Origin of the sequence: Actinomadura coerulea (genome assembly GCF_014208105.1) — a bacterium.
GTDB lineage: Bacteria > Actinomycetota > Actinomycetes > Streptosporangiales > Streptosporangiaceae > Spirillospora > Spirillospora coerulea.
In genome coordinates, this window is record NZ_JACHMQ010000001.1 from 1,850,587 (window position 1) to 1,868,526 (window position 17,940).

General features: G+C 74.6%; 17 protein-coding genes. 9 read left to right on the forward strand and 8 right to left on the reverse strand.

What is annotated here, in order from left to right:
• Positions 1-10: 10 nt before the first annotated feature.
• Positions 11-1,216 (reverse strand): branched-chain amino acid ABC transporter substrate-binding protein, encoded by a 1,206-nt coding sequence (locus BKA00_RS08500; RefSeq protein WP_185024394.1) that lies wholly within the window; start codon positions 1,214-1,216, stop codon positions 11-13.
• A gap of 271 nt (positions 1,217-1,487) precedes the next feature.
• Between BKA00_RS08500 and BKA00_RS08505 the strand changes: the two genes are divergently transcribed.
• The 8 genes from BKA00_RS08505 to BKA00_RS08540 all read left to right on the forward strand — a co-directional run bounded on the left by BKA00_RS08505 (position 1,488) and on the right by BKA00_RS08540 (position 9,997).
• Positions 1,488-2,099, forward strand: coding sequence for a helix-turn-helix domain-containing protein (locus tag BKA00_RS08505; RefSeq protein ID WP_185024395.1), 612 nt, complete (start codon positions 1,488-1,490; stop codon positions 2,097-2,099).
• Between the two features lie 89 nt (positions 2,100-2,188).
• Positions 2,189-3,349, forward strand: a complete 1,161-nt coding sequence (locus tag BKA00_RS08510) for an NAD(P)/FAD-dependent oxidoreductase (RefSeq protein ID WP_185024396.1) — start codon at positions 2,189-2,191, stop codon at positions 3,347-3,349.
• The gene (locus BKA00_RS08515) at positions 3,346-3,654 is read left to right on the forward strand and encodes a (2Fe-2S)-binding protein (RefSeq protein WP_185024397.1); all 309 of its coding nucleotides are present in this window, start codon (positions 3,346-3,348) and stop codon (positions 3,652-3,654) included. Before BKA00_RS08510 ends, BKA00_RS08515 begins: the two co-directional genes overlap by 4 nt.
• Positions 3,651-5,075 carry an FAD/NAD(P)-dependent oxidoreductase gene (locus BKA00_RS08520; RefSeq protein ID WP_185024398.1) on the forward strand — a complete coding sequence of 475 codons (1,425 nt, stop codon included), beginning with the start codon at positions 3,651-3,653 and terminating at the stop codon, positions 5,073-5,075. The genes BKA00_RS08515 and BKA00_RS08520 overlap by 4 nt, the downstream gene beginning before the upstream one ends.
• Positions 5,072-6,001 carry a dihydrodipicolinate synthase family protein gene (locus BKA00_RS08525; protein WP_185024399.1) on the forward strand — a complete coding sequence of 310 codons (930 nt, stop codon included), beginning with the start codon at positions 5,072-5,074 and terminating at the stop codon, positions 5,999-6,001. Before BKA00_RS08520 ends, BKA00_RS08525 begins: the two co-directional genes overlap by 4 nt.
• Complete coding sequence (locus BKA00_RS08530) at positions 6,001-7,002, forward strand: proline racemase family protein (RefSeq protein WP_185024400.1); 1,002 nt, start codon at positions 6,001-6,003, stop codon at positions 7,000-7,002. The genes BKA00_RS08525 and BKA00_RS08530 overlap by 1 nt, the downstream gene beginning before the upstream one ends.
• 98 nt (positions 7,003-7,100) lie before the next feature.
• Entirely contained in the window at positions 7,101-8,600 is a 1,500-nt protein-coding gene (locus BKA00_RS08535) for an amino acid permease (RefSeq protein ID WP_230299106.1), read from the forward strand.
• Positions 8,597-9,997 carry an aldehyde dehydrogenase (NADP(+)) gene (locus BKA00_RS08540; RefSeq protein ID WP_185024401.1) on the forward strand — a complete coding sequence of 467 codons (1,401 nt, stop codon included), beginning with the start codon at positions 8,597-8,599 and terminating at the stop codon, positions 9,995-9,997. The genes BKA00_RS08535 and BKA00_RS08540 overlap by 4 nt, the downstream gene beginning before the upstream one ends.
• A 50-nt stretch (positions 9,998-10,047) precedes the next feature.
• Here BKA00_RS08540 and BKA00_RS08545 read toward each other — a convergent pair whose 3' ends face one another.
• Complete coding sequence (locus BKA00_RS08545) at positions 10,048-11,427, reverse strand: NADP-dependent succinic semialdehyde dehydrogenase (protein ID WP_185024402.1); 1,380 nt, start codon at positions 11,425-11,427, stop codon at positions 10,048-10,050.
• Between the two features lie 84 nt (positions 11,428-11,511).
• Positions 11,512-12,531, reverse strand: coding sequence for a beta-propeller fold lactonase family protein (locus BKA00_RS08550; protein ID WP_230299105.1), 1,020 nt, complete (start codon positions 12,529-12,531; stop codon positions 11,512-11,514).
• Between the two features lie 258 nt (positions 12,532-12,789).
• Here BKA00_RS08550 and pgi point away from each other — a divergent pair, with 258 nt between their 5' ends.
• Positions 12,790-14,418, forward strand: a complete 1,629-nt coding sequence (pgi, locus tag BKA00_RS08555; protein WP_185024404.1) for a glucose-6-phosphate isomerase — start codon at positions 12,790-12,792, stop codon at positions 14,416-14,418.
• Positions 14,419-14,484: 66 nt separating this feature from the next.
• On the opposite strand, the gene BKA00_RS08560 is transcribed toward pgi, so the two are convergent.
• The 5 genes from BKA00_RS08560 to BKA00_RS08580 all read right to left on the reverse strand — a co-directional run bounded on the left by BKA00_RS08560 (position 14,485) and on the right by BKA00_RS08580 (position 17,871).
• Positions 14,485-14,742: an EF-hand domain-containing protein gene (locus tag BKA00_RS08560; protein ID WP_185024405.1), complete on the reverse strand. Its 258-nt coding sequence runs from the start codon at positions 14,740-14,742 to the stop codon at positions 14,485-14,487.
• 109 nt (positions 14,743-14,851) lie between these two features.
• Positions 14,852-15,595, reverse strand: a complete 744-nt coding sequence (locus tag BKA00_RS08565) for a sugar isomerase domain-containing protein (protein WP_185024406.1) — start codon at positions 15,593-15,595, stop codon at positions 14,852-14,854.
• Positions 15,588-16,070 (reverse strand): PTS sugar transporter subunit IIA, encoded by a 483-nt coding sequence (locus BKA00_RS08570; protein ID WP_185024407.1) that lies wholly within the window; start codon positions 16,068-16,070, stop codon positions 15,588-15,590. Before BKA00_RS08570 ends, BKA00_RS08565 begins: the two co-directional genes overlap by 8 nt.
• The gene (locus BKA00_RS08575) at positions 16,067-16,369 is read right to left on the reverse strand and encodes a PTS sugar transporter subunit IIB (protein WP_185024408.1); all 303 of its coding nucleotides are present in this window, start codon (positions 16,367-16,369) and stop codon (positions 16,067-16,069) included. Before BKA00_RS08575 ends, BKA00_RS08570 begins: the two co-directional genes overlap by 4 nt.
• Positions 16,370-16,437: 68 nt before the next feature.
• A complete protein-coding gene (locus tag BKA00_RS08580; RefSeq protein ID WP_185024409.1) occupies positions 16,438-17,871 on the reverse strand; it encodes a PTS ascorbate transporter subunit IIC in 1,434 nt (477 codons plus the stop codon).
• Between the last annotated feature and the right edge of the window lie 69 nt (positions 17,872-17,940).

Here is a 17,940-nt window from a genome sequence, read left to right on the forward strand (position 1 = left end):
GGGCCCCTGATCAGGAGGTCTTGGCGTCCACCCAGGTGGCGCCGCTCTCGTCGAGCTTCTTGTAGGCGGTGAACGCGCCGCCCTGGACCTGGACGGTGATGTAGAGGGGGTCGGTCCGGTCGCCCTTGGCGTCGAAGGTGATCGGCCCGGTGATGCCCGGGAAGTCCTTGATCTTGTGGAGGGCCTCGGTGATCGCGGCGCCCCGGGTGGACCCGGCGTCGTCGATCGCCTTCGCGACGACCTTCACCGCGTCGTACTCGTACACCGAGAACGGCCCCGGATCGGCGTTGTTCGCGGCCTTGTACGCGGAGACGAACTTCGCGGCGGCCGGCAGGTCCTTGGCCAGTGGCGCGGTGGTGGCGATGTAGCCGCCGGCCGCCGGGCCCGCGGTCTTCAGCACGGTGGAGTCGGTCGTGGCGTCCCCGCCCATGAGCGCGAACCTCAGCCCGAGCTGCCTGCGCTGCTTCATCAGCAGGCCCGCCTCGGCGAAGTAGCCGGTGAAGTACAGCACGTCCGGCCGCGTCGAGGCGATCTTGGTGAGGACGGGACCGTAGTCGGACTGGCCGGGCTGCAGCGCGTTCTCGTAGACGACCTGACCGCCCGCCTGCCGCGCCGAGTTCGCCGCCGCGTCCGCGAGCCCCTTGGCGTAGGTGGTGTTGTCGTGCAGCAGCGCGATCCGCTTCGCGCCGAGCGGCCCGGTCATGAACTTCGCCGCGACCAGGCCCTGGTTGTCATCGCGCCCGCAGGTGCGGAACACCTTGCCCTTGCCGCCGTCGGTGAGGGAGGGGTTGGTGGAGGCGTCCATCACGAACGGGACGCCGCGCCTGCCGTAGATCGGGATCGCGGGCACCGCCGCGCCCGAGCAGTACCCGCCGGCGACCGCGACGACCCCGCTGTTGAGGAGCTTCTGCGCGGCCTGCGCGCCCTGCTGGGCGCTGCACTGGTCGTCGGCCTCCACGATCTGGACCTTGCGGCCGTCCACCCCGCCGGCCTTGTTGATCTCGTCGGCGGCGACCTTGGCCGCGGCGAGGATGTCCTGCCCCGCCGAGGCCGAGTCGCCGCTCAGCGGCGCCGGGACACCGATCCTGATGGCGCCCGAGCCGCCGGAGCCGCCCGACCCGCAGGCCGCGGCGAGCGGGACGAGCAGCAGGCCGGCGCCCGCCGCGGTGAGAGTCCGGAACCGGCGTCCGCGGTCCCGCGGGGTCAGTGGGGTCATCGGGGGCTCTCCGTCGCTCGTGGCCGGCAGGTCCTCGTGGTCCGGATGGTGAAAGCGTGAGACGTCCGGGCACGGGCGTCGAGACGGCCAAGCATGCGATCTCATGCACTGATCGGTAAGCACCGCTTGCCCTTTCGCCACTCGACAGCGCGGCGGCGGCGTGGAAAGGCTCTCCCCCTGGCCGATGGAGCGCTGACCCCTCCGGCCCGCCGAGTACACTGGCCGTTCGATAGAGCGAACGTGAGCGGGCGAGCGGACGAGGAGCGGGAGCGTGGGCGCGTCAGGGGAATCGGTGCGGGACGTGCTGGCCGGCAACCTGCGCCGCGCGCGGCTGGAGCTCGGCCTGTCGCTGTCGGAGCTGTCCCGCCGCTCCAAGATCGGCAAGGCGACGCTGTCCCAGCTGGAGGCGGGCGCCGGGAACCCGACGATCGAGACCGTGTTCAGCCTGTCGCGCGCGCTGGAGGTCCCCATCTCCGACCTGCTCGACCACCAGGAGCCGTCCGGGCTCACGGTGGTGCGGGCGGCGGAGGTGGAGGTGCTGAGCGGGCAGGGCGTGGATCTGCGGCCGCTGCGCGGGATCGAGTCCGGCGGCGCCATGTTCGAGGTGTACGACCAGCAGGTCAGGGCCGGGCGCCGGCAGGACTCGCTCGGCCACGTGGGGATGGAGCACACGATCGTGCAGTCCGGGCGCCTCGCCGTTCGGGTGGACGACCGGGACGTCGAGCTCGGGCCGGGCGACTACGTCGGCTTCGACGCGCGCCTGCCGCACCGCTACACCGCCGTCGACGGGCCCGTCCGGTCCGTCCTGCTGCTGCAGTACAGCGCTGACCAGCGGCTTCACGCCTCGCCCGGAACTCCGTCCCATCTGGTGGAAACTCCCTGAAACCGGGGCCGCCCGCGCGTTGACATCGCGCGAGGGACGCGCCTACTCTCGGAATCGTTCGGTTTAACGAACGGCAAACGGGAGGGTCGATGACGCGGGTCGTGGTGCTGGGCGCCGGGATCATCGGCGCGGCCTGCGCCCGCGAGCTGGCCCTGGCGGGATGCGCGGTCATCGTCGCCGACCGGGGCGGCCCCGCCGCCGGGACCACCGCCCACGGCGAGGGCAACATCCTGCTCTCCGACAAGGGGCCGGGCCCGGAGCTCGAACTCGCGCGGCTGTCGCGCGAGCTGTGGCCCGCCATCCTGGACGGCGACCCGAACGCCGGCGGCGTCGAGTGGGACGCCAAGGGCGGCATCGTCGTCGCCACCACCGCCGCGGGCGCCGATGCGCTGACGGAGTTCGCCGGCGCCCAGCGCGAGGCCGGGATCGCCGCCGAGGACCTGGACGCCGCCGCCCTCGCCGCCGCCGAACCCCACCTGACGCGCGACTTCGCCAAGGCCGTCCACTACCCCGAGGACGCGCAGGTCCAGCCCGCCGGTGCCGCCGTCGCCCTGCTGGCCGCCGCCGTGCGCGCCGGAGCCGTCCTGCGCACCGGATGCGAGGTCCTCGGCGCGGTCCGGCGCGGCGGCCGCGTCACCGGCGTCCGCACCTCCGGCGGCACGATCGGGGCCGACGCCGTCGTCAACGCGGCCGGGCCCTGGGCGGGTGAGGTCGCCGCACGGCTCGGCGTCCGGCTCGGCGTCCGGCCCCGCCGAGGCGAGGTCCTGGTGACCGCGCCGATGCCGCCGACGGTCTTCCACAAGGTCTACGACGCCGACTACGTGGCCGCGGTCGGCAGCGGCGCCGGAGACCTCCAGGCGTCCGCCGTCGTCGAGTCCACCCGGGCCGGGACGATCCTCCTCGGCTCCTCGCGCCGCCGGGTCGGGTTCGACGACCGGATCCGCCCCGAGGTGCTGTCGGTCATCGCCGCCAAGGCGCTGCGGCTGTTCCCGTCCCTGGCCGGGGTGCCGGTGATGCGCGCCTACGGGGGGTTCCGCCCGTACGTCGACGACCACCTGCCCGTCATCGGCGCCGATCCGCACCTGGAGGGCCTGTGGCACGCCACCGGGCACGAGGGCGCCGGGATCGGCCTGTCCGCCGGGACGGCCGCCGTCCTGCGCGACCTCATGCTCGGCCGCGCCCCCGCGATCGACGCGGCGCCGTTCCGCGCGGACCGGCCCGCCGCCCAGTGCGAAGGAGAGACACGATGAGCGCGCGACTCGTCCCCGCGGGCGCCGACCGGACCGGCCGCCGCCCCGACGTCCCGCTGCGGATCACCGTGGACGGCGAGCCCGTCGACGGCGTCGACGGCCAGACCATCGCCGGGGTGCTGCTGGCGGCGGGCCGCCGCACCTGGCGGCGCGGGCCCTCCGGCGCGCCGCGCGGCGTGTTCTGCGGGATCGGCGCCTGCTTCGACTGCCTCCTCACCGTCAACGGCGTCCGCGACGTGCGGGCGTGCCGCCGCCGCGCCCGCGACGGCGACGCCGTCGCCACCCAGTCCCGGGAGGCCCGGTGAGCCGGCACGTCGTGGTCGTCGGCGCCGGGCCGGCGGGGCTCGGCGCGGCGGCGGGCGCCCTGCGCGCCGGGGCGCGGGTCACGCTGCTCGACGCGGCCGAGGAGCCCGGCGGCCAGTACCACCGGATGCCGCCCGCCGCCTTCGGCGCCGCCCGCCCCGGCCGCCTGCACCACGGGTGGAGCGGCTTCGAGCGGCTGCGCGACCGCGTGCTCGGCCATTCGCGCTGCGACTGGTGGCCCGAGAGCGCCGTCTGGTCCGTCGACCGCGCCGAACAGGGGCCGCCGCACGTCCACGTGCTGCGAGGCGAGGCCGACGGCGCCGGACGGGAACGGCACGTTCTGCGCCCGGACGCGCTGGTGCTGGCGCCCGGCGCCCACGACCGCGTCCTGCCCTTCCCGGGCTGGGACCTGCCCGGCGTCCACACCGCCGGGGCGGCGCAGGCGCTGGCGAAGGGCGAGCGCCTGCTGATCGGCGACCCCGTCCTGATCGCCGGCTCTGGACCGTTCCTGCTCCCCGTCGCCGCGTCGCTGATCGAGGCCGGCGGCACCGTCCTCGCGGTGCTGGAGGCCAACCCCGCCGCCACCGTGGCGCGCGGCTGGGCCGCGCGCCCGTGGGAGCTGGCGCCGCAGGCGGGCAAGGCCGGGGAGCTGGCGGGGTACGCGGCGCTGCTGGCCCGGCACCGCGTCCCGTACCGGACGGGCCGCGCCGTGATCGAGGCCCGGGGCGACGGGCGCGTCGAAGAGGCGGTCACGGCGCGGCTCCGCCACGACTGGTCGGTCGTGCCCGGAACCGAGCGCACCGTCGCGGTGGACGCGCTCTGCGTCACCCACGGCTTCAGCCCCCAGCTCGAACTGCCCGTCGCCGCGGGCTGCCGGCTGCGCGGCGGCGCCTTCACCGAGGTCGACGGGCACCAGCGCACCAGCGTCCCCGGCGTCTACGCGGCCGGCGAGATCACCGGCATCGCCGGGGCGCCCGCCGCCCGCACCGAGGGGCTGCTCGCCGGCTGGGCCGCCGGGGGAGGGGACCCCGGCGACCGCGCGGCCGCCGCCCTGCGCCGGCGCCGCGACCGGGGGCGCGCGTTCGCCGACCGGCTCGCCGCCGCGCACCCCGTCGGCGCCGCGTGGCCCGGCTGGCTGCGCCCCGACACGATCGTCTGCCGGTGCGAGGAGACCGCCTACGGGACCCTCCTGCGCGCCGCGGACGGCGAGGCCGCCGGCTCCGCCCGCGCCGTCAGGCTCGGCACCCGCGCCGGCCTCGGCCCCTGCCAGGCCCGCGTCTGCGGCCCCACGGTCGCCGAACTGCTCCGCGACCGGGCGGCCGGGGGCGACCCCCACCGCCGGCCCGTCGCCCAGCCCATCCGGCTCGGCGAGCTCGCGAACCCTCCAGTTGACACACCCGACAAGAAAGAGAGCGCCCGATGAGCGACAGCAAGCTCCAGAGCCTCGGCGGCGTCATCGTGGCGACGGCCCTGCCCTACCGCGAGGACGCCGCCGCCCCCGCCGGGCTCGCCGTCGACCACGACCGCTACGCCGAGCACTGCCGCTGGCTCGTCGACAGCGGCTGCCGCGGCGTCGGCCCGAACGGCTCCCTCGGCGAGTACTCCTCGCTGACCGACGACGAGCGCCGCCGCGTCGCCCGCACCGCGGTGGAGGCGGTCGGCCGGGACGGCGTCGTCGTGGTCGGCGTGCACGGCCCCGGCTCCCACCAGGCCCGGCACTGGGCGCAGATCGCCGCCGAGGACGGCGCCGACGGCGTGCTGTGCCTGCCGCCCACGATGTACCGGGCCAACCGCGGCGAGATCATCGCGCACTTCGAGGCCGTCGCGTCCGTCGGCCTGCCGGTCATGGTCTACAACAACCCCATCGACACCAAGGTCGACCTCACCCCGGACCTGCTCGCCGAGATCGCCCAGATCGACGGCGTCGTGGCGGTCAAGGAGTTCTCCGGCGACGTCCGCCGCGTCCTGGAGATCCGGGAGAGGGCCCCGGGCCTGGAGGTCGTCGCCGGCGCCGACGACGTCACCCTCGAGGCGCTGCTGATGGGCGCGACCGGATGGTTCGCGGGCTTCCCCAACGTCTTCCCGGCCGAGTCGGCGCTGCTGTACGAGCTGGCCACCGCCGGGAAGCTGGAGGAGGCCCGCGCCCTGTACGAGCCGCTCGTCGCCGCGTTCCGCTGGGACTCGCGCACCGAGTTCGTCCAGGCGATCAAGCTCGGTATGGAGCAGGTCGGCCGGTACGGCGGCCCCTGCCGCCCGCCGCGCGGCCCGCTCGTGCCCGGGCACCGCGCCGCCGTCACCGCCGACATGGACCGCGCGATCGAGGCCCTCGCGCGGCGGCGGGCCGCCTGATGCGCTCGGCCCGGTCGATCAGCGCGGTCGACTCCCACACCGAGGGGATGCCGACGCGCGTCGTCACCGGCGGCGTCGCGCCCATCCCGGGCGCGACGATGGCCGAGCGGCGCCGCCACGCCGTGCGGCACCTGGACGGGCTGCGCCGCTTCCTGATGGACGAGCCGCGCGGCCACCCCGCGATGAGCGGCGCCCTGCTCCAGCCGCCGACCCGGCCGGACGCCGACTGGGGCGTCGTCTACATCGAGGTCAGCGGGTTCCTGCCGATGTGCGGGCACGGCACCATCGGCGTCGCTACCGTCCTGGTCGAGACCGGGATGGTGGAGGTGACCGAGCCGGAGACGATCGTGCGGCTGGACACCCCGGCGGGGCTCGTCGAGGCCCGCGTCGCGGTCCGCGACGGCGCCGCCGAGCACGTCACGCTCCGCAACGTCGCCTCGTTCGCGCTCCGGCGGGACGCGGTGGTGTCGGTGCCGGGGCTCGGGGACGTCCGCTACGACATGGCCTACGGCGGCAACTTCTACGCCATCACCGAGCTCGAACCGCTCGGGCTGCCGTTCGACCGGGCCCGCAAGCAGGACATCCTCCGCGCCGGGCTGGCGATCATGGAGGCGATCAACGAGACCGACCGGCCCGTCCACCCGGCCGACCCGCTGATCGGAGGCTGCAAGCACGTCCAGTTCCTCGCGCCCGGGTCGGACGCCGGGCGCTCCCGCAACGCGATGGCCATCCATCCGGGCTGGTTCGACCGGTCGCCGTGCGGCACCGGCACCTCCGCCCGCATGGCGCAGCTGCACGCCCGGGGCGAGCTGCCGCTGCACACCGAGTTCGTCAACGAGTCGTTCATCGGCACCCGGTTCACCGGGCGCCTGGTCGGCACCGCCGATGCCGGCGGCCTGCCCGCGGTGATCCCCGAGTTCACCGGGCGGGCCTGGATCACCGGCACCGCCACCTACCTGCTCGACCCCGCCGATCCCTTCCCCGAGGGCTTCGTCCTCTAGGAAGGACCGGCCGGCTCTTCCCGAGCCCTTCTCGGCGGCCCTGACCGCCGCATCACACCCACATTGGTATTCCCCTGCACCAGTCGGGAGGGACCTCCATGTCCCAAGCCATGCCTAAAACACGACCACCGCGGGGCCAGGGCGGGTCCGCGCTGTTCACCCGGGCCGGCGTCTTCCGCCTGAAACCCGTCGACACCTCGGAGGAGGAGACCCCCGGGGGCCTCCGCCGCACCATGGGGCTGTGGCAGCTCGTCGCGCTCAGCCTCGGCGGGCTCGTCGGCGCGGGCGTGTTCTCGCTCGCCGGCGTCGTCGCCCACGACGACGCCGGGCCCGGCGTGATGATCTCCTTCCTGATCGCCATCATCGCCAGCGCCGCCGCCGCGCTCTGCTACGCCGAGTTCGCCGGCACCATCCCGAAGGCCGGCTCCGCCTACACCTACTCCTACGCCGCGCTCGGCGAGGCGATCGGCTGGGCGATCGGCTGGGACCTGCTGCTGGAGTACACCGCGATCGTCGCCGTCGTCGCGATCGCGATCTCCGGCTACCTGTCCTACATCCTCGACCAGGTCGGCCTCGACATCCCGGACTGGGCGCTCGGCGCGCCCGGCACCGGCGCGGGCCACAAGGTCGACCTGTTCGCGGCGCTGCTGTGCCTGCTGCTGGCGTTCGTGCTGTCGCGCGGGACGAAGGAGTCCGCGCGGTTCGAGACGATCCTCGTCGTGGTCAAGCTCGCCATCGTCGCGCTGGTCATCGTCGCGGGAGCGTTCCACATCTCGGCCGGCAACTTCAGCCCGTTCCTGCCGTTCGGCATCGGCGGCGCCGTCGCCGGGGCCGCCACCACCTTCTTCGCCGTGTACGGTTACGACGCCATGAGCGCGGCGGCGGAGGAGAGCGCCGAGGCCAAGAAGGTGCTGCCGAAGGCGATCGTCATCTCGCTGGCCATCGCCGCGGTCATCTACCTGCTGGTCTGCATCGTCCTGCTCGGCATGCAGGACTACCGGCACATCGACGTCAAGAGCCCGTTCTCCAGCGCGCTCGCCTCGGTCGGCCTGACCGGCCTCGGCACGGTCGTCGCGGTCGGCGCCGTCGTCGGCATCACCACCTCCGCGCTCGCGAACATGCTGGCGGTGACCCGCGTCTGGTTCTCGATGAGCCGGGACGGCCTGCTGCCCGCCTACTTCGCCCGCAACCACCCGCGGCGGCAGGTCCCGACCCGCGTGATCTGGCTCGTCGGGCTCGGCTCGGCGGTCATCGCGGGCCTGCTGCCCATCAAGGAGGCGGCCGACCTCACCAACATCGGCATCCTGATGGCGTTCATCGTCGTCGCGATCGCCGTCATGGTGATGCGCCGCACCCGCCCCGACCTGCCGCGCTCGTTCCGCACCCCCTGGGTGCCGGTGGTGCCGCTCATCGGCATCGCCTTCTCGATCTGGCTGATCGCCAACCTCGACTGGATCACCTGGGTCCGGTTCGCGGTGTGGATGGTGCTCGGCCTGGTCGTCTACGCGCTGTACGGGTACCGCAACTCGGTGGAGAACCGGGCGCCGCGGACCGCCCGCACCGCCCCGAACCCCGAGGACGAAGGGAGCACCACATGACACCGGACCAGGCCGTGTCCGCGGCGGCCGCCGCCGCACCAGGCTGGGCCGCGTCGCCGCCGGCCGAACGCGCCGCCTACCTGGAGGCGGTCGCGGACGCGCTGGAGGGCGCCCGCGGCGAGCTGGTCGCCCTCGCCGACGAGGAGAGCCGCCTCGGCGGAACGCGCCTGAACGGCGAGCTGACCCGCACCACGTTCCAGCTGAGGCTGTTCGCCGAGCAGGTCCTGGAGGGCGCCTTCCACGACGCCCGCATCGACCGGCCCGACCCGGGCTGGCCCACCGGCCCCCGCCCGGACCTGCGCCGGTACCGGACGGCCGTCGGCCCGGTCCTGGTGTTCGCGGCGAGCAACTTCCCCTTCGCCTTCAGCGTCGCCGGCGGCGACACCGCGTCGGCGTGGGCGGCGGGCTGCCCCGTCGTGGTCAAGGCGCACCCGGGCCACCCCCGGCTCTCGCGCCGGACGGCCGAGGCGGTCGCGGGAGCGGGGCTCCCGGACGGCGTGTTCGCCCTGATCGAGGGCGAGGAGGCCGGAGTCGAGGCCCTGCGGCATCCCGGCGTCGCCGCCGCCGCGTTCACCGGCTCCCAGCGGGGCGGCCTCGCCCTCGCGAGGATCGCGGCGGAGCGTCCGGTCCCGATCCCGTTCTACGGCGAGATGGGCAGCGTGAACCCGTCCGTGGTGACACCAGGCGCGGCCGCGGCCCGCGCCGAGGAGATCGCCGAGGGGTACGCGGCGTCCCTCACGCTGGGCGCCGGCCAGTTCTGCACGAACCCCGGCCTGCTGTTCGCGCCCGCCGGGCTCGCGGAGGGCATCGCGGCGCGTCTGCGCGGGTCCGCCGGCGCGCCGATGCTCAACGAGCGGATCAGCTCCGGTTACCTGGCGGCGGCGGGCGCGCTGGGCGCCAGGCCGGGAGTGCGGCGCCTGGTCTGGCCGGACCGGGCGGAGGCGCTGACCCCGCGCCTGCTGACCATGGACCTGGCGGCGTTCCAGGCCGATGTCGACGCCGCGTCGCAGGAGTGCTTCGGTCCCCTCGGCCTCGTCGTCGCCTACGAGCGCCTCGCCGACCTCGCCGGGGTCGTGGCGGCCCTTCCCGGCCAGCTCACCGCGTCGCTGCACGCCGAGCCGGAGGAGACGGGCGACCTGGCCGCGCTCGCGGCGGTGCTCGCGGGCCGCAGCGGCCGCGTCCTGTGGAACCAGTGGCCCACCGGCGTGTCCGTCACGCACGCGATGCAGCACGGCGGGCCGTACCCGGCCACGACGGCGCCCTCCACCACCTCGGTCGGCACGGCCGCGATGGAGCGGTTCCTGCGGCCCGTCGCCTACCAGGGCTGGCCGCAGGACCTGCTTCCGCCGCCGCTGCGCGACGACAACCCGTGGAAGGTCCCGCAGGCCGTCCGGTGAGACCGTCCCCGGTCCGCCGCGCGCGGCGGACCGGGGCGTGCGGCGGGCGGTCAGCCCACCCAGACGGTCTTGGCGTTGCAGAACGCGCGCATGCCGTCCGCCGACAGCTCGCGCCCGTACCCGGAGCGCTTCACGCCGCCGAACGGCAGCTCGGGGTAGGACGTCGTCATCCCGTTGACGAAGACCTGCCCGGCGTCCAGCTCGTTCACGAACCGCTCCCGCTCGCCGTCGTCGCGCGTCCAGGCGTTCGAGCCGAGCCCGAAGCCCGTCGCGTTCGCGACCTCGACGGCCTCCGACACCCCGCGCACGCGCAGCAGCGACGCGACCGGCGCGAAGACCTCCTCGTGGTACATCCGCATCTCGGGCGTCACCCCGGAGACCACCGTCGGCGGGTAGTACCAGCCGGGCCCGTCCGGGCGTTCGCCGCCGCACAGCACGCTCGCGCCCTTGCCGACCGCGTCGGCGACGAGCTCCTCGACCTCGGCGCGGCCCTGCTCGCTGACGAGGGGGCCGACGTCGGTGGCCTCGTCCATCGGGTCGCCCACCCGCTTCGCGCGCATCCGCTCGACGAACAGCCGCTCGAACTCGTCGGCGCAGCCGGTGTCGACGATGAAGCGCTTCGCCGAGATGCAGCTCTGCCCGTTGTTGAGGCAGCGGGACTCCGCCGCCGTGCGCGCCGCGGCCCCGAGGTCGGCGGACGGCATCACCACGAACGGGTCGCTGCCGCCGAGCTCCAGCACGGTCGGCTTGATCTCGTCCCCGGCGATGGCGGCGACCGACCGCCCCGCGGGCTCGCTGCCGGTGAGCGTCGCGGCCTTCACCCGCGGGTCGCGCAGCACCCGCTCGACCTTCGCCGAGCCGATCAGCAGCGTCTGGAACGCGCCCTCGGGGAACCCGGCGCGGCGGAACAGGTCCTCCAGGAACAGCGCGGTCTGCGGGACGTTCGAGGAGTGCTTCAGCAGCCCGACGTTGCCCGCCATCAGGCCGGGGGCCGCGAAGCGGATCACCTGCCAGAGCGGGAAGTTCCACGGCATGACCGCCAGCACGGGCCCGAGCGGCTGGTAGCGGACGTAGGCGTCCCGCGCGTTCACGTCCGCCGGGTCGGCGGGGCGCCGGTCGGCCAGGAACTCCGCCGCGTGCTCGGCGTAGTACCGGCACGCCTTCGCGCACTTGCGCGCCTCCGCCACCGCCGCCTTGTGCGTCTTGCCCATCTCCGTGGTGAGCATGGCGCCGATCTGGTCGGCCTCCCGGTCGAGGACGTCCGCCGCGGCGTTCATCCACTCCGCCCGCCGCTCCAGGGGGACCGTGCGGTAGGAGGCGAACGCGTCCGCCGCCCGCGCGACGCGCCGGTCGACCTCCTCGTCCGTCAGCGCGTCGAAGGTCTTCTCGACCTCGCCCGTCGCGGGGTTGGTCGTGGCGATCGTCGTCATGTCCGGATGCTCCCTGGGTGTCGGGCTCGTTCACCCGGGACGTGCCCGAGGCGGCCCGCAGGAAACGCCCGCGCGGACCGGTGCTCAGCCGGGGATCACGCACACCGGCGAGGGGACGCGCAGGGGCGGCCCCGCCGGCGCCGGGACGCCGTCCGGACCGATCCGGAAGGTCGCGACCGCGTCGCTGCGCTCGTTCGCCACGTGCATCCACTCGCCGTCCACCTGCAGGTCGCGCGGCCAGTGCCCGCCGGAGGGGACGTCGGCGACCGGCTCCAGCGCCGCGCCGCCGTCCAGCACCCGGTGGGCGGTCACCACGTCGGTGCCGCGCATGGAGGTGTAGACGTACCGGCCGCCGTCGCCGAGCTTGATCGCCGCGCCCTGGGCGGAGCCGCCCGCCGGCCCGGCCGTCGCGGGCGACTCCGCCACGACCTCCAGTCCCGCGTACCCGCCGGCCGGCCTCAGGACGAGGACGGACGCGGCGAGCTCCGCCAGCACGTGCACGTGCCCGCTCGGATGGACGGCCAGGTGCCGCGGCCCGCACCCGGCCGGAAGGGCCGTCTCCCCGGCGAGCCGCAGGCCGCCGCCCTCGATGCGGAAGGACCGCACGAGGTCCGCGCCCAGGTCGGTCGTCAGGATCGTCCCGTCGGGGGCGTGGACGGTCATGTGGGCGTGCGGGCCCTCCTGCCGGTCGGCCCTAGGCCCGCCGCCGTGCCCGTCCACGACGTCCGGATCCCCGGCGAGCCCGCCGTCGGGGCCCAGCGGATACGCCCGGACCGTCCCGGACCCGTAGTCGGCGACGAGGAGGCGCCCGCCGTCCGGCGACACGGACAGGTGGCAGGGCAGCGCCCCCGCCTCCCGCGCCCCGATCTCCCGCAGCCGCGGACCGGCGGCCTCATACGCCGCGATCCCGCCGCGGTCCTCCTCCCGGACCGCGTAGAGCACGTCCTTGGTGGGATGGACGGCCAGGTACGACGGGCACGCCGCCTCAACCGCGAGCTCGGCCGCCCGCAGCGTCCCGTCGGCCCGCCGCGCGACCCGGTAGATCCCGGCGCCCCCGCCGGCCGCGCCGGTGTAGGTGCCCACCCAGAACGCCCGCTCGCCCACCCGGCACTCCCCTCGAAACGCGATCCGCCCGTCCTCGGCGGCCGAGGGCGAGCCTAACCCGATCATGATCGCCCCCGGCCCCGGTGCGGTGGGCGCGGCCCCGCGCGCCCGCGGATCGCTGCGCGCGCGGCGACGGCCCTGATACGGTCACGCGCGGTCGAATCTATGATCGCCGTGGGAGCGGCGCGGTGCCCGGGGGACGTTCGGCGCCCGCCCGCGGGGGTAAGCCCCCGCCCCCACGAGGAGATGAGAGAGGCAATGGCAGATATCACCGAGTCGCCCGAATGGACCGCGCTGGCCGAGCACCAGGCGGCGATCGCCGGGCGGCACCTGCGCGAGCTCTTCGCGGAGGACCCGGGGCGCGCCGAGCGGATGACCGTGACCGCGGGGGACCTGTTCCTGGACTACTCCAAGCACCGCGTCACCGGCGAGACCCTGACGCTGCTCGCGGCGCTCGCCGAGCGGGCGGGCCTGCGCGCCAGGATCGAGGCGATGTTCGGCGGGGAGCACATCAACGTCAGCGAGGACCGCGCCGTCCTCCACACCGCGCTGCGGCTGCCTCCCGGAGAGGCCCTGACGGTGGACGGGCAGGACGTCGCGGCCGACGTGCACGCCGTCCTGGACAAGATGGCGGACTTCGCCGGCCGCGTCCGGTCGGGGGAGTGGACGGGCTCCACCGGCAAGCGCATCACGACCGTCGTCAACATCGGCATCGGCGGTTCCGACCTCGGCCCGGCCATGGCCTACGAGGCGCTGCACGACTTCGCCGACGCGGGTGTCTCCTGCCGGTTCGTCTCCAACATCGACCCGGCCGACATCCTCGGCAAGCTCGCCGGCCTCGACCCCGAGCAGACGCTGTTCGTCGTCAGCTCCAAGACGTTCGGGACGCTGGAGACCCTCACCAACGCCAAGGTCGCGCGGGGGTGGCTCACCGAGCGGCTCGGCGACGACGCCGTCTCCCGCCATTTCGTCGCCGTGTCGACCAACGCCGAGCGGGTCGCCGATTTCGGCATCGACACCGCCAACATGTTCGGGTTCTGGGACTGGGTGGGCGGGCGCTACTCCTTCGACGGCGCCATCGGCCTGTCGTTGATGATCGCGATCGGCGGCGAGGCGTTCCGCGAGATGCTCGCCGGGTTCCGGGAGGTGGACGAGCACTTCCGGAGCGCGCCCTTCGAGGCGAACATGCCGGTGCTGATGGGGCTGCTCGGCGTCTGGTACACCGACTTCTTCGGCGCGCAGACGCGGGCCGTCCTGCCCTACAGCCAGCGGCTGTCGCGGTTCCCCGCCTACCTGCAGCAGCTCACGATGGAGTCCAACGGCAAGTCGGTGCGGGCCGACGGCGCGCCGGTCATCGCGCAGACCGGCGCGATCTTCTGGGGCGAGCCCGGCACGAACGGCCAGCACGCCTTCTACCAGCTGCTGCACCAGGGCACCCGGCTCGTGCCCGCCGACTTCATCGGCTTCGCCGAGCCGTTCGAGGACCGCGAGGGGATGCACGACCTGCTCACCGCGAACATGCTCGCGCAGACCTCGGCGCTCGCGTTCGGCAAGACCGCCGAGGAGATCGCCGCCGACGGCACCCCCGCGGCGGTCGTCCCGCACAAGGTCATGCCGGGCAACCGGCCGAGCAGCACCATCCTCGCGCCCAAGCTCACCCCGAAGACCCTCGGCTCCCTCGTGGCGCTCTACGAGCACATCGTCTTCGTCGAGGGGACGGTCTGGGGCATCGACTCCTTCGACCAGTGGGGCGTCGAGCTCGGCAAGGTCATGGCGATGGACCTCGCCCCGGCGCTCACCTCGCAGGAGCCGCCGTCCGAGGCGCCCGACCCCTCCACCGGCGCGCTCGTGCGCCGGTACCGCGAGCTGCGCGGCCGGAGCGTGTGACGTCCCGGCAGGCCTGAGACGCGCGGAAGGGCCCGCCGGTCACCCGGCGGGCCCTTCTCTTCGCGGTCAGGCGCGCGCGCCGGGCACGGGTCCCTCGACCCAGCCCTGGGACTCCAGGACGGCGCGGAACTCGCCGTAGGAGATGAACCCGTCGAGGTTGCTGTCCGCCCTCTCGAACCTGTCCTGCGTCTCGGCCCGCGTCCAGGACAGCCCCAGCTCCTCCAGGACGAGCGTGAACTCCATCAGGTCGAGCTTCTCGTCGCCGCCGAGGTCCGCGCGCGTGAACACGGCAAGCAGGTCGTCCCCGGTCGGTCTCGTCGTCATCTCGCTCCTCGTTCCGGTCCGAAGTTAACCCCGCATCATGTCACAACGGGTGTGGGCCGGCCCTAGGTGAAACGCCGCAGGAAGACTCCCGGTTCCCGTCAGCCCTCCGTCAGCCCTCGCCCGTCAGTTCGGGGACGCGGTGGCGGTAGCGCTCCAGCAGCGCGGCGTTCACCTCGTCGCCGCCGGGGACGTTCGCGCTCGTCCAGCGCGGCGGCTCCGAGCCGCGCGCCGCCGCCAGGTCGTCGAGGTCGGCGAGCACCCGCGCCCACGCGTACGCGGCGAGGACGGTGGAGACCGCCGCGGTGCGCGGCGCGCCCGCCGGATGCAGCACGTCCCCGGGCGGGACGCAGGTGTCGAGCACGATGGCCGCGTGGTCGGCGAGGGTCGTGTCGGTCCGCGCCGCCGCGCCCCGCGCCGCCCGCGCCGACGTCACCGCGACGACCGGCACGCCCCGCGCCTCGCACTCCCGCGCGACCTCCACGGGATAGGGGTTGCGGCCGCTGGTGGAGAACACCACCGCCACGTCGGGCGGGGCGGGCGCGGCCTTCTCGACCACGGCGCGCCCCACCCCGTCCCGCCGCTCGGCGCGGGTGCTGCGCAGCGCGTGGTCGAGCGGGAAGACGGCGGGGTCCCAGATCGGGCGGACGGCGGCGAGGCCCCCGGCCCGGTAGAACGTCTCGCACACCATCGCCAGGGAGTGCCCGGCCCCGGCGACGTGCACGATCCCGCCGGCCTCGATCGCGTCGAGGAGCAGGGCGGCCGCGTCGCCGGCCGCCCCGCCCGAGGCCGAGTCGAGGTCGTCGAGCAGGGTGCGCACCCTTGCGGGGAACCCCGGGGGCGCCGCGTCAGGCATTCGGCAGAGCCTCCTTCAGGATGCGGGCCAGGTCGTCCTCGCCGGACGCGGCGCGCAGGCGGTCGGCGAGCCCGCCGGACAGCGCGCGCGCCAGCCCGGACAGGGTGCCGACGTGCGCGTCGGGGTCGGGGGTGCAGAACGCCAGCAGCAGGTCGACCGGGTCGTTGTCGGGATGGCCGAACTCGACCGGCGCGGCCAGCCGGGTCACGCCGACGCCGACGGCCAGGCCGCCCTCCTCGGGGCGGGCGTGGACGAGCGCGAGCCCCTTGGTCAGCACGATGTAGGGGCCGTTCTCCTCCACCACCCGGACGCACGCCTCCGGGTAGCCCTCGCCCGCCGCGCCCGCGGCGACCAGCGCGGAGGCCGCCGCGCGGACGGCGTCCCGCCAGTCGCCCGCGGTCGCCCCGTCGGCCGCGGCCACGATCGCGCCCGGCGCGGCGGCGCCGGTGGCCGCCCCCTCGGAGCGGGCCGTCACGACAGCCACCCCTGCTCGGTGAGGCGCTCCCTGAGCTGGGCCTCCAGGCCCTCCTTGTCCAGGAAGTCGCTGATGGTGATCACCACGGGGGCCAGGTCGGCGATCTCGCCGGTGTGCATGCCCTGGCCGATCACCACGTCGGGCGACATCCCGCGCGCCGTGGACACGTCGGTGTTCTCCACCCGGGCGTCCACGCCGAGCGAGCGCAGCGCGTCCTCGGCGGTCATCTTGAGCATCAGGCTGGAGCCCATGCCGACGCCGCAGACCGCGAGGATCTCCAGTTGCCGGTCCAGTGCCATGTCGTCCTTCTCTCCTCGTAGGGACGGGTCGGGCCCGCGCGGGTCTCCGCCGGGCCCTGCGTGGTCCGTCAGGCCTCCGCGGGGGCCGCGCTCTCCGGCGCCGCCTCCTCCTCGTCCGCCGCCCGGCGCTTCTCGGCGCGGCCGAGGAGCAGCAGGGTAGTGATCATCGCGCCGACCGCGACGGCGGGGACGAGCCAGACCGAGTTGCCGCCGACGACCGGGTCCGCGGCCTTCAGCAGCCAGCCGATCGCGTACCAGTCGGGGTCGGCGAGCGTCGCCAGCTCGGGCGCGGTCCGCTCGTACAGGCCCCAGGTGACGGCCTGCCCGACGGCGAGGGTCAGCCCGGTGACGACGCCGCCGAGGACGGCGCCGCGCCAGCCCGCCACGACGTTGCCGAACAGGGCCGCCGCGCCGCCCACGAAGAACAGCATGATCATGGGCGGGGCGAGGGTGAACCACCCGGCGCCGGCGAACACGCCGAGGCAGACCAGGAACACCACGGTCGACGAGACGAACCCGACCATGACGGCGGTCGGCGCGACGGGGAACACGGTGGGCGCGTCCAGCGCGGGGCGCGTGCCCGGGATGACGCGGTCGCTGAACCCCTTGAACGCCGGGACGATCTCGCCGAGGAACATCCGGACGCCGAACAGCAGGATCGCGATGCCGCCCGCGAAGCGCAGGCCCACCAGGACCGCCCACACCCACGGCGACAGCTTGTCGTCCATCTCGGCCGCGGCCTTGGTCACCACGCCGTGGTCGGCGAACGCGACCCCGACCAGCATGATCACAGTGATGATCAGCGCGGTGCTGACGTTGACGTCCTTGAAGAACGACAGTTGCCGCGGCAGCTTCAGCTTCTCGGTGTCGTGCTTGTCGCGGCTGCCGAGCGGGCGGGCCGCGTAGCCGGTGATCAGGCAGGCGAGCGAGCTGGTGTGCGCGAACCCGAACCGGTCGTCCGGCATGACGCGGCGCATCAGCGGCCGCATCCACAGCGGCTGCAGCGTCCAGTACGCGGCGACGAACCCGGCCCCGCAGAGCACGAGCGTGAGCTGGTCGGCGCCGGGCGCGATCGTCACCAGGGAGGCGACCGTGACCGTGCTGATCCAGAACATCAGGTGGCCGGTCAGGTACAGGTAGCGGGCCGCGGGGAAGAGCCGCACGACCAGCACGTGCGCCAGGAACGCGACCGTGATCACCAGCGCGATCGTCCCGCCCTGGTCGGCGAGGAAGTCGGCGAGGGTGTTGTCGGCCTTCGGCGGCGTGGTCCCCATCGCGCTGGCGAGCACGGTCTGGAAGCTCGTGAGCCCGCCGGTGAAGACCTCGATGCCGATGAACAGGATGACCACGCCGATCGTGGCGCGCAGCGCCCCGGCGAAGACGTCCTCGAACCGCTTGCGCTGCAGGAGCAGGCCCGCCAGCGTGATGAGCCCGATGAGGATGGGCACCTGGCCGAACACGTTGTCGGCCAGGAAGGTGAGGATGTCCTTGATGACGTCCATGGTGAACTCGCCTCACATCTCGGGGGATGGGTGGTGCGCTGTCGCCCCCGTCAGCGCGGACGGACGATC

Bases quoted from the DNA above. Each gene is read 5' to 3' on its own strand.
- BKA00_RS08500 (WP_185024394.1), bottom strand. From the start codon at position 1,216: ATGACCCCACTGACCCCGCGGGACCGCGGACGCCGGTTCCGGACTCTC.
- BKA00_RS08510 (WP_185024396.1), top strand. From the start codon at position 2,189: ATGACGCGGGTCGTGGTGCTGGGCGCCGGGATCATCGGCGCGGCCTGC.
- BKA00_RS08515 (WP_185024397.1), top strand. From the start codon at position 3,346: ATGAGCGCGCGACTCGTCCCCGCGGGCGCCGACCGGACCGGCCGCCGC.
- BKA00_RS08525 (WP_185024399.1), top strand. From the start codon at position 5,072: ATGAGCGACAGCAAGCTCCAGAGCCTCGGCGGCGTCATCGTGGCGACG.
- BKA00_RS08530 (WP_185024400.1), top strand. From the start codon at position 6,001: ATGCGCTCGGCCCGGTCGATCAGCGCGGTCGACTCCCACACCGAGGGG.
- BKA00_RS08535 (WP_230299106.1), top strand. From the start codon at position 7,101: ATGTCCCAAGCCATGCCTAAAACACGACCACCGCGGGGCCAGGGCGGG.
- BKA00_RS08540 (WP_185024401.1), top strand. From the start codon at position 8,597: ATGACACCGGACCAGGCCGTGTCCGCGGCGGCCGCCGCCGCACCAGGC.
- BKA00_RS08545 (WP_185024402.1), bottom strand. From the start codon at position 11,427: ATGACGACGATCGCCACGACCAACCCCGCGACGGGCGAGGTCGAGAAG.
- pgi (WP_185024404.1), top strand. From the start codon at position 12,790: ATGGCAGATATCACCGAGTCGCCCGAATGGACCGCGCTGGCCGAGCAC.
- BKA00_RS08560 (WP_185024405.1), bottom strand. From the start codon at position 14,742: ATGACGACGAGACCGACCGGGGACGACCTGCTTGCCGTGTTCACGCGC.
- BKA00_RS08565 (WP_185024406.1), bottom strand. From the start codon at position 15,595: ATGCCTGACGCGGCGCCCCCGGGGTTCCCCGCAAGGGTGCGCACCCTG.
- BKA00_RS08575 (WP_185024408.1), bottom strand. From the start codon at position 16,369: ATGGCACTGGACCGGCAACTGGAGATCCTCGCGGTCTGCGGCGTCGGC.
- BKA00_RS08580 (WP_185024409.1), bottom strand. From the start codon at position 17,871: ATGGACGTCATCAAGGACATCCTCACCTTCCTGGCCGACAACGTGTTC.